The sequence below is a fragment of the Propioniciclava sp. LT294 genome, assembly GCF_059516005.1.
Window position 1 is genome coordinate 455,032 of record NZ_JCAKNG010000002.1, and the last position, 10,290, is coordinate 465,321.

Below are 10,290 nucleotides of genomic sequence, written 5' to 3' on the forward strand. Positions count from 1 at the left end.
GCCAGGCGAGGTGCTCCGCGGTCCTGTCGGTGCGGAAGCCCTTCGCGGGCGCGTGCTGCAGCAGGGCCTCGGCGACGGCGCGGTCGGCGAGGGCCTCCGCGGCGTCAAGACCGGCGGACGTCTCCTCCGACCACAGGTTCGCCGGCACCTTGGAGCGCGCCATCTTCGGCAGCGCACCCGGTCGGGCCGGCAGGACGCCGACCGGCAATCGCCGGACGACGCTCCAGCCCATCTTGAGGTAGCCGGGGCGGCTCTGGTCGTTGGGGGTGTTGAAGACGATCCCGTCCCCGGCGAGGGTGAGTTCCGCGACGCCGCGGAGGGTGAGCGTCCGGAAGATGCCCAGCCCTTGATAGTCGGGGTGCGTGGCGGTGTCGACGGCGCGCACCGCCGTCACCTTCTTGCCCTCGTCGTTCACGAAGCGCCAACGCATCAACGTCCGGTAGCCCACGGCCCGCCCGTCGTGCAGCGCCACCCAAGCGGCCGACTGGCCGAACGAGTTCTCGCGATGCTTCCAGTGCAGGAACGCCTCGTAGTGCGGATCGTCGCCCTTCTTCAGCGATTCGCGCAGCATCGGGATGACGAGGGCGTCATCCTCCGGCACCGCGGCGCGCACCTCGAGGTCGGCGGGCGTCAGCTTGGGCATGGGGTCCTCCCCGCGTTGGTAGGCTGCCCACAGCCTAGGGGCTGCCCCACCGCCCCGGTACGGCGAGCGGACGGAGGACGTCATGGCCCCCACCACCCAGGCCAAGCCCGGGGTCCTGTGGCTGATCAAGGGACTCGGCCCCGGCGGCGCCGAGCAGCTCCTCCTGCTGGCCGCCCGCGTCGTGGATCGGGAGCGGTTCACGTACCGCTTGGCCTACGTCCGACCGGACAAGACCCACCTGGTGCCCGAGTTCGAGGCTCTGGGGCTGGCTCCCGAGCGCCTGGGTGCCGGTCGTCGAGGGCGGCTCGCGTGGCTCACCGACCTGCGCCGCCTGATGGCCGGTGCCGACATCGTGCACGCCCATTCCCCCGTGCTCGCCTCGGTGGCACGCCTGCTGGCGCTGACGCTGCCGCGCTCACGGCGTCCGGCCGTCGTGGTCACCGAGCACAACGAGTGGAGCAGCCACCGGCTGCCCACCCGCTTGCTCAACGGCCTCACCACGCCACTGGACGCCCATCACTGGGCCGTCTCCGACCAGGTCCGCGACACGATGTGGCGCTCACGCCGCCGTGGCTACGAGGTGTTGATCCACGGCATCGACACCGAGGCCGTGCCCGCCTCGGCCGACGCCCGGGCCAGGCTGCGCGCCGAGCTGGGCGTCGCCGACGACGAGGTGCTCTCGCTCACCGTCGCCAACCTGCGCCGGAACAAGGATTACCCCAACCTGCTCCGGGCCGCCCGACGCGCGGTCGAGGCCGAGCCGCGCCTGCGCTTCGCCGCGGTCGGTCAGGGCCCGTTGGCCGACGAGGTTGCCGCCCTCCACGCCGAGTTGGGCCTGGGCGACCGGTTCCAGCTCCTGGGCTTCCGCCGCGACGTGCACGAATTGATGGCGGCCGCCGACATCTTCACGTTGGGCTCGGCGCATGAAGGGCTCCCGGTCGCGGTGATGGAGGCGTTCGCCGCCGGGCTCCCCGTGGTGGCGACGAACGTGGGCGGGTTGCCCCATCAGGTCCGGTCGGGTGTCGAGGGGCTACTCGTTCCCTCCGGTGACCACGTCGCCCTCGCCGAGGCGCTGGTTCAGGTCGCCCGTGACGCCGACCGACGCGCCGCCATGGCCCGTGCCGCACGCAGTCGCGCCGCCGACTACGACATCCGGTCCGCCGTGACTGCTCAGGAAGCGGTTTACGAGCGCCTGAGCCGTCGCAACGGCTGACGGATGGCTTCGAGGCCGGCCTTGGCCGTGCCGACGAGCGAACCATAGGCGCGTTCCGCGGCGAGGTCGCCGATCAGCTTCGCACGGAAGAACTCGTCGGGGTCCGTACGCCGCACCGGGACGCGGTTCAGACGCATGAAGTCCTGCCCGGGCAGGTTCCGCCCGACCACCCCTGTGGAGGCACTCCGGAAGCGTGATCGCAGCGCGTCCACCCTGGCGGGGACGGGGATGCCCCACGGATAGGTGAAGTGCCGGGGCTTCACCCCGCACCGCTGGTAGATGGCCGCCGTGCACGCGTCCAGCTCGGCCTCCGTCAGCACCTCGGGCCGGACGTGGCTGTGCGTGTGATTTCCCAGGGTCAGCAGACCCGTGTCCTGCATGCGGCGGATCTGGTCCCACGACAATCCTCTGCCGGGGGCGCCCTTGGCGGTGGCGCCCTCCCACTTCATCGTGTCCCCCATGTAAGCGGTGGCGAGGTAGACGGTGAAGGGAAGCTGGCGTTCGCGGAGCAACGGCCACGCGTGGGCGAACACGTCCGCGAACCCGTCGTCGAAGGTCAGGACCACGCTGGGGCTGGTGTCGCCCGCCTCGAGACGGTCCAGGGCGGCATCGAGCGAGACCACGTCGTGGTCGGCGAGCGCGGCGAGGTGGCGTTCGAACGTGGACACCTCCACGTCGAGTTCATTCCGCGTGCCACCGCCCACCCGGTGGTAGATGAGCAGCGTGGCTCCAGGGGCGCTGGGTGCACCCACTCCCCGCCGGGCCAGAGTTCGCTTGACCAGCCCCCGAGCCCGGTCGTTCACGTCACCGATGTGCAGCACCGGCAAGCTCCTTCCGGGTGGCGTCCCGTGTCACGCCCTTCTGCTGCGGCAGTGGTTTGGGCAGTGCCAGCAGGACGAGGAAGAACGGGATCATGAGCACCCTCTGGCGGGCGAGGATGCCGAAATTCGCGAAGCCCGAGAAGGCCATGATGAAGGCGAGCGCGTAGACGACCGCGAACACCAGCCACGGGTTGCGCCGCATCAGGGTCGGCAAGGCCTTGAGGCGGGGCCATGCAACGACGGTGAGGATGAGGAGCCCCATGGTCTCGATGCTCTGCACGAGCATCGGCCAGCCACTCGCCTCCCACGGGAAGGGCCGGAACAGCAGCGTGACGATCGCAGCGGGCACCCCGAGGGGCGAGCTCAGCGGCACCGGAGTGAAGGCGGAGCCGCCCTGCGCGGTCTGCCCGGCAGCCCAGTCGATCTGGTCGGACACCGCTTGGGCGCTGAGGTCGTCGATGCCCAGGAACTGAGCCGAGGCGCTGACGAGGACGAGCCCTGCGATGCCCATGACGACGACACCGGCCGCCTTGGTCAGGACGCCGGTGGAACGCTGGGCACTCGGGCGGACGATCTGGGCCACGAACAGTGCCGCGACCATGAGCACCGTGACGTGAGGGCGGATCAGGGCGGTCCCCGCGACTCCGAGTGCCATCAGGAAGAGCCCGTGGGCGATGGCGTGGTTGAAGAACTTCGCAGCGCCGAGCGCGGTCACCCCGACGAACAGCATCAGCCAGGACTCCTTGCCGATGCTGGCGGGCCAGTAGAGGATCGTGGGCAGGAAGAACAGCAGGACGGCATAGCGCCGGTGGTCACCCTGCGGCAAGGCGATGCGGAACGCTCGGTAGATCAGGTAGACGCCCCAGAAGGCCAGCGACCCGAACACGAAGAAGGCGGTGATCACAGTGGGCCCGATCACCACGTACAGGGCCGTGGTGAGGAGTTCCATGGCCAGCGTGCCGACCTTGCCGGACTCCTCCCACCAGATGTCGCCCTGCCGCCAGTCGAGGTAGTGGTCGATCGCGTACAGGTTGTAGCCCTGTGCGTCCGCCACGCCCCCGTAGAGGTAGTAGGCAACGATGTACCGGGCCGCGATCCCCAGCAGCTTGGCCAGGAACGCCAGCACCAGGAGACGCGAGAACCAGACCTCTCCCTCGCGCTTCGCCACGGCCGCGATGATGACCCCGTTCAGGGCGATCACCACGGGCACCAAGATCATCGCACCCCAGGTGTTGTACGACTCGGTGTTCATGGCCAGCGTCACAGCACGGACGTAGGTGGCGAGCCCGAGGAGGACCACCACCAGTGCCAGGAACGTCCCTGCCGCCCGCGCCACGACCATCTACCCCAAGGGTTGCGAGCGGCGAGGTGCCGGCTCGTCGTCGGCGACGTCCTCGCGCGGCTGGATGCTCGCCCGGGTGGCGGCGTTCGTGGACAGGATGCCCTTGGCCCGCGAGTGCGAGTCCCCGTAGCCGTAGCCCGTGCCGTAGTCGGCCTTCCGGATGTGGCCCCCGATGAGGATGGCACCCGTGACCGGCACCCGGAATCGGCCCAGCAGCTCCGCGACCCGGCTGGCGGCGTTCTCGGTGAGGCGTCCGGCCCGGACCACCACCACGATGGCGTCCGCCAGGGGAAGGATGTCGAACACATCGCTGGCGGCCAGCAAGGGGGCCGTGTCGACGAGCACGATGTCCGCGTGACGGCGGGCCTCGTCCACCAGTGGCGCGAGCCGGCTGGTGAGGGAGGCCGGGTAGTCGAGACGGGTCCCCGCCGTCACGATCTCGACGCCCGCCACGCTGGTGGGGCGCATGATGTCGAGAAGTTCGACCGAGCCGCGGTTGGTCAGGTAATCGGAGATGCCGGCCCCTTGGGGCACGTCGAACTTGGTGTGTACGTCCGGGGAGCGCAGATCGGCATCCAGCACCAGCACCCGCTGGCCGGTCTCGGCGAAGCTGGCCGCCAGGTTGGCCACGCTGGTGCTCTTGCCCTCGCCCGCGTGTGCGGAGCTGACCAGGATGACGTGCGCCTCTGCAACCTCCTCCTCACCCGTCCCACGGCGCGGCGACCAGTCACCACGCACCTGCTGAGCCGGTAGGTGCATGAGCGCGGTGCGGGCGGAGCGGTAGCCGTCTGCGTAGACGCTCAACGGCTTGAGCAGCGCCAGGATCATGCCTTGCGCCCTGTCGACTCGGCGAAGCCGTGGAACTTCGGCGATGACCGGCATCCTGAGCGCTTCGGCGACCTCGGTCCGCGTCCGGAGTCGGGAGTCGAGCCGGTCGAGCACCAAGGCGACCGCGAGTCCGACGATCAGGCCGACGAGCGCGGCCAGCGCGGTGCGGATGTTGCGGTCGGGGGGAATCACGAACCCCGCGGTGCTCTGGTTGGGGATCGGCGTGGCCTCCTGCAGGATCGCGAGTTCTGTGCTGCTGGCCCCCGGAGGCGCCTCTTCGAAGAAGGTGACCGCCTCGTTGGCGAAGGTGTTCGCCACCAAGGCAGCGCGTGCACCGTCGGCTGCTGTGGTGGAGATCGTGATGGCCTCGCTCGAGGGGTCTGTGGTCACCACCAGGCCGGACGACAGCAGGGCTGGGTCGCCGGTGTAATTGAGCTTCTGCGCTGCGCGCCGCGGGATCTCGCCGGTGGTGATGAACAGCGCGATGCGCGCCATGGAGGCTCGTTCAACCGGCGCCACCGGCTCTGCGGTGCGCCCCGGTGTCGCAACCGGCTGGCGGTACCCGACGAGCAGGGTCGCGGTCGCCGTATAGGAGCCGATGCGTTGGGTGGTGTCCCCACGAGCCGGGGTGACCAGGAACATGGTGGCCGCGGCCACGACGGCGCAGAGGAGGATCACCCACCAGCGCTGGCGCAGGATCTTGACGAAGTCGTGGAGGCTCACGATTCAGCCCCCTTGGACCAAGGGCGAGTGACCGCGGGGTGCCGCATGCAACCAAACCTTTCGCATGGCGAGTCCAGTGCCACGTTGCCGAACGGCGAGCGTGGTCAGCGCGATCCTACCGGCCCGCGGGGCGACCCGCACTTTGCCATAACACCGTTGCCTGAGACGATGGACGGGTGCCCCATGCAGAAACCGGTGGTGGTCGGCCACTCCGACTCGCCCACCTGACCACGGTGGACATGTCGCTCGCCCTCCTGCTGGCCACGGAACTTCAGGTGGACGTGGACGAGGGTCACACCGTGTTCGGCATCAGCGCACCCGGCCCCTATGTCGAGCGGGTCGAGGCCTTGGGGGTCACCCACGTGCCTGTCCGTTCGTTCACCCGCGCTTGGTCGTTGCTCCATGACCTGAAGGCGGTCGTCGAGCTCTTTCGAGCGCTTCGCGGGCTTGAACTCGACGTCCTGCACACCCACACGCCCAAGGCCGGTGTGATGGGTCGCATCGTCGGCCGCCTCGCCGGCGTGCCCGTCGTGGTGAACACGTGTCACGGCCTGTGGGCCCGCCCCGAGGACCGGTGGGTCAAGCGCATGCTCGTGTACGGCGCCGAGGCCTTGGCCATCCGGTTCTCCGACTTCGAGTTGTTCCAGAACGCCGAGGATGCGCGCACGTTGAGGCGTTTCCTCAAGCGCGGCCGGTGGCGGGTGGTCGGGAACGGCATCGACCTTGACCGCTTCCAACCCGACCCCGAGGGCCGCAGGCGCGTGCGTGCGGAGTGGGGCCTGACGGACGACCAGATCGTGGTGGGCACGATCGGACGCCGAGTCCGCGAGAAGGGCCTCGCCGAGTTCGCCGAAGTGGCGCACCGACTGCGCGACAAGGCGGTGTCCGCGTGGGTGGGCCCCCGGGACGCCACGGATGCCGACACCCACGTACCCCATGAAGACGACGTCCGCTTCGTCGACGAGCGCACCGACATGCCTGCGGTGTACTCGGCCTTCGACGTGTTCGTGCTCGCCTCCTATCGCGAGGGCTTTTCTCGGGCTTCCATGGAGGCGGCCGCTTGTGGCGTGCCCATGGTGCTCAGCGACATCCGCGGCTGCCGCGAGATCGGCACGGACGGGGAGCACCTACTGCTGGTTCCAGCACGCGATGCGCAGGCCTTGGCGGACGCCATCGAGCGCCTGCTCTCGGATCCACCGGAGCGGGCCGCCTTGGGCGAGGCAGCGAGGCAACGCGCAAGCAGGCACTTCGACCAGCGTCAGGTTGCTGCAGCCTCCCTCGGTGCGTACGCCGCAGTCAGCGAAGGGAAGCGGCATGGTTGAGGCCAACGCGATCGGTGGCAAGCGACCGAGCGGCTGGTCGGTGCTGTGGGGGCTGGCGCGCAACTACCGCTGGCGTATGGTCCTGCTCGGCGTCGCCTCGTTCGTCGGCGCCATGCTGGAGGCCGGCTTTCTCGTCCTGCTGACGACCACCGTGCTCGCCCTGGCCGCCGGGGGCGCCACGGTCGGGCCCCTGCTCGGGCAGTCGATCTCCGCGACGACCGCTCTCTGGATCGCTGCAGTCTCGGTGCTCCTCCGACTGTTGCTGAACCTCGCCACTGTCCGGATCTCCGCCGCCTTGGGGGCCTTCGTCCGTACCGAGCAACGGCTGCGGGTGACGAAGGCCTACCTGCGTGCTGACTGGGGTGTCCAGCAGGGGGAGGCGGCGGGGCGGCTCCAGGAGTTGCTCACGTCCTTCGTCGGCCGGATCAATGGGGCCATGGCCGCCCTCACGCAGGCGATCACCGCCTCGCTCAGCTTGGTGGCCTTCCTCTCCGCCGGTGTGGCGGTCGACCCCACGGCCACGGTGGCCGTCTTGGGCGCCCTCGCCGTGCTCGGTCTCGGCCTCACGCCCGTGCGGCGCAGCATCCGCAAGGAGGCCTCGAAGTCGGCAACGACCGACATGGCCTTCGCGACCACCATCGCGGAGCTCGGCTCTCTGGGCCAGGAAATGCAGACGTTCGGAGTTCGGGATCGTTTCGAGTCACGCCTCGAGGAGGTCGTCGAGGCGACCACCGATCAGGCGCGCCGCGTGCAGGTGCTCACCGGCACCTTGTCGCCGGTCTACACCTTCCTCGCCTACGCAGCGGTCATCGCCGGGGTGGCGATTCTGCAGGTTCTCGGGTTCGGCAACCTCGCGGCGATCGGGTCGATCATGCTGCTGATGCTGCGCTCCCTCAGCTATGGGCAACAACTCCTGGCGGTATCGGGCGCGATCGCGGCCGCGCTGCCGTCGTTGGAGCGCGTGGACGAGACAATCGACCACTACGTCACACACCAAGCCGACAATGGCCACGACCAACCGGCTCGCGTCACCCCCCTCGTCTTCGACGGGGTCACTTTCGGGTATGCGCCCGACCGCCCGGCATTGGCGGACGTGCACCTGACCATCACCTCCGGCGAGATGCTCGGCGTGATCGGGCCGTCGGGGTCGGGAAAGTCCACCCTGGCTCAACTCATCCTCGGACTGCGAACCCCCTCCGAGGGAGTCGTGACCGTCAGCGGTGTCGACCTGCGCGACGTGAATCGCACGTGGTGGACGCGGCGGGTCGCCTTCGTGCCTCAGGATGCCGTCCTCTTCACCGGAACGGTGGCAGAGAACATCCGCTTCTTCCGCGACGGCCTCGACGACGCCGCCCTGCGGCGCGCGGCCGAGCAGGCCAACGTGCTGGCCGACATCGAGCGACTTCCTCTGGGCTTCGACACCCATCTGGGTGAACGCGGCAGTCAACTCTCCGGCGGCCAGCGCCAACGGCTTTCGATCGCTCGGGCTCTGGTCGGCGAACCGGAGCTACTGGTGCTCGACGAGCCCACCTCAGCCCTTGACGGGCGGAGCGAGGCCTTGATCCGAGAGACACTCGCGGCGCTGCACGGACGCGTGACGGTGGTCATCATCGCCCACCGGATGTCGACCCTCGACCTCTGCGACCGGATCGCGGTCATCGAGCACGGACGGCTCACCGCGCTCGGCCCCCCGGACGCCCTCCGCTCCGACAGCGCGTTCTACCGGAACGCCCTCGCCGTGGCGGGGATCGCGTGATCCGCGTCCTGCACTACGGCATGAGCCCGAACCTGGGAGGCATCGAGACCTACTTGCTGAATCTGGCGCGGACGATCGACTCCTCCCGGTACCGGTTCGACTTCGTCTACTCCGACTACGGGAGCCTTCCGGTGTTCGCCCCCGACCTGCCCGCCAGCCGGTTCTTCGGGGTGACCCCGCGGCGGGTCAGTCCGCGACGCAATCAGCGCGATCTCGACGATTTGTTCACCCAGGAGCAGTTCGACATCCTGCACTTCCACGCCAACACCGCCAGCTACGTGGCGCCCGTCAGGGCGGCGTTGAGGCACGGCGTCCGGGTGATCTACCACAGCCACAACGCCGGCGCCTCCCGCTCGCGCATCACCCGCGCCCTCCATCTCTGGAACCGGAACACGCTGCCCTGGCGCTCCATCACCAAGGTGGCCGTCTCCAGCGAGGCGGGACGCTGGATGTTCGGATCGCACTCCTTCGAGGTCATCAACAACGGCATCGACGTGGACGCCTTCGCGTTCGATCAAGCGGCAAGTGCGACGGTGCGTGCCGAACTCGGGATCGCCGAGGACGCACTGGTCCTAGGGAGCGTCGCGGCGTTCCTGCCGGCGAAGAACCACGCCTTCATCCTGCGGGTTTTTGCCGACGTTGCGGACAGGGATCCGGACGCGCGGCTCATCCTGACAGGGTCGGGCCCGTTGGAACCCGGCATCCGCGAGCAGGTTCGCAATCTCGAGCTGAGCGACCGGGTGCTGTTCCTCGGTCACCGCCCTGACGTCCCCGCCCTTCTCTCGGCCATGGACCGGTTCCTGATGCCCTCACTGCACGAAGGATTCCCCCTCGCCGCGGTCGAGGCCCAAGCTTCGGGGCTCCCCTGCTTGCTCTCGGACACCATCACTCCCGAGGTCGTGGCAACCCCCTTCGCCACACGGATGGCGCTCGATGAAGGACCATCTGCGTGGGCGGGCGCCGTGCTGGCAGGCGCCGACCCCGATAGGATCTCGGGTGCAAAGCTGCTTCGCGACTCTACGTTCACGTCTCATGTGGCATGCCAGCGCGTTGTCGCGCTCTACACAGCCCGGTGAGGTGCGCGCCCAATTTCTGAGGTGGTCGGCGCGACCGTCGACGGTTGCCAGGCCTGCAGCGACTCCCAGGGCATGCTGATGTCGGCCCAGCCCCGAACGGCGGAGCAGCCCCATCGAGGTCAGACCTGACTTGCACACCTTGAGCTGATTGCTGGGGTTCCGGGCGATATCACTGCTAGTCGGAGAGTTTTGGTTCGTGGGTTTGGGGCACTAAAGGGGCCGGTAGGATCGGGTGGGTGAGCCCGTTCCTGAGGAAGGTGAAGACCGCTTCGGGGGCCACGGCCGTGCAGATCGTCGAGAAACGGAGCGGGGTCCGCACGATCTTGGAGCACCTCGGCTCGGCACATGATGAGGCCGAACTGGCGGCCCTGCTGCGGATCGGCCAGGACAAGCTGCACGCGAACCAGCCGGCCCTGGAGTTGCCCGGCGAGCGGGGCGTGCGTCCCGGGGTGGCGGTCATCGAGGGGAAACGTTCCCAGCTGCTGGTGGACGTGATTCGCGGCTCGTGGGAACGGCTCGGGTTCGACACCATCGACGATGAGGCGTTCTTCCAACTCGTGCTCGCC

Annotated in this window: 7 protein-coding genes and 2 pseudogenes; 5 read left to right on the forward strand and 4 right to left on the reverse strand. The window is 69.0% G+C overall.

Features of this window, described 5'->3' with window-relative positions; genetic code table 11:
• Window positions 1-229: 229 nt before the first annotated feature.
• Window positions 230-727 (reverse strand): annotated as a pseudogene (locus tag AC5YDA_RS04805) (GNAT family N-acetyltransferase); the annotation flags it as partial.
• Between AC5YDA_RS04805 and AC5YDA_RS04810 the strand changes: the two are divergent.
• Complete coding sequence (locus tag AC5YDA_RS04810; RefSeq protein ID WP_496192815.1) at window positions 726-1,856, forward strand: glycosyltransferase; 1,131 nt, start codon at window positions 726-728, stop codon at window positions 1,854-1,856. The pseudogene AC5YDA_RS04805 and the gene AC5YDA_RS04810 sit on opposite strands and share 2 nt — an antisense overlap.
• Here the strand turns inward: AC5YDA_RS04810 and AC5YDA_RS04815 are convergent.
• From AC5YDA_RS04815 to AC5YDA_RS04825, 3 genes are read right to left on the reverse strand one after another with little or no spacing between them, the layout of a single operon-like run.
• The gene (locus tag AC5YDA_RS04815) at window positions 1,826-2,677 is read right to left on the reverse strand and encodes a polysaccharide deacetylase family protein (RefSeq protein WP_496192816.1); all 852 of its coding nucleotides are present in this window, start codon (window positions 2,675-2,677) and stop codon (window positions 1,826-1,828) included. The genes AC5YDA_RS04810 and AC5YDA_RS04815 overlap by 31 nt on opposite strands.
• On the reverse strand, window positions 2,661-4,019 hold the full coding sequence (locus AC5YDA_RS04820) for a hypothetical protein (protein WP_496192817.1): 1,359 nt from the start codon (window positions 4,017-4,019) through the stop codon (window positions 2,661-2,663). Before AC5YDA_RS04820 ends, AC5YDA_RS04815 begins: the two co-directional genes overlap by 17 nt.
• Window positions 4,020-5,570 carry a P-loop NTPase gene (locus tag AC5YDA_RS04825; RefSeq protein ID WP_496192818.1) on the reverse strand — a complete coding sequence of 517 codons (1,551 nt, stop codon included), beginning with the start codon at window positions 5,568-5,570 and terminating at the stop codon, window positions 4,020-4,022.
• A 176-nt stretch (window positions 5,571-5,746) separates the two neighbouring features.
• On the opposite strand from AC5YDA_RS04825, the gene AC5YDA_RS04830 reads away from it, so the two are divergent.
• The 4 genes and pseudogenes from AC5YDA_RS04830 to AC5YDA_RS04845 form a co-directional block, all read left to right on the forward strand.
• Window positions 5,747-6,892, forward strand: coding sequence for a glycosyltransferase family 4 protein (locus AC5YDA_RS04830; RefSeq protein ID WP_496192819.1), 1,146 nt, complete (start codon window positions 5,747-5,749; stop codon window positions 6,890-6,892).
• Window positions 6,885-8,648: an ABC transporter ATP-binding protein gene (locus AC5YDA_RS04835; RefSeq protein ID WP_496192820.1), complete on the forward strand. Its 1,764-nt coding sequence runs from the start codon at window positions 6,885-6,887 to the stop codon at window positions 8,646-8,648. The genes AC5YDA_RS04830 and AC5YDA_RS04835 overlap by 8 nt, the downstream gene beginning before the upstream one ends.
• Window positions 8,645-9,724 carry a glycosyltransferase gene (locus AC5YDA_RS04840; RefSeq protein WP_496192821.1) on the forward strand — a complete coding sequence of 360 codons (1,080 nt, stop codon included), beginning with the start codon at window positions 8,645-8,647 and terminating at the stop codon, window positions 9,722-9,724. The genes AC5YDA_RS04835 and AC5YDA_RS04840 overlap by 4 nt, the downstream gene beginning before the upstream one ends.
• A gap of 236 nt (window positions 9,725-9,960) precedes the next feature.
• Window positions 9,961-10,290: pseudogene (locus AC5YDA_RS04845) on the forward strand (IS1634 family transposase); the annotation flags it as partial.

Excerpts from the sequence above, each read along its gene's own strand:
- AC5YDA_RS04810 (WP_496192815.1), top strand. The coding sequence starts at position 726 with ATGGCCCCCACCACCCAGGCCAAGCCCGGGGTCCTGTGGCTGATCAAG.
- AC5YDA_RS04820 (WP_496192817.1), bottom strand. The coding sequence starts at position 4,019 with ATGGTCGTGGCGCGGGCGGCAGGGACGTTCCTGGCACTGGTGGTGGTC.
- AC5YDA_RS04835 (WP_496192820.1), top strand. The coding sequence starts at position 6,885 with ATGGTTGAGGCCAACGCGATCGGTGGCAAGCGACCGAGCGGCTGGTCG.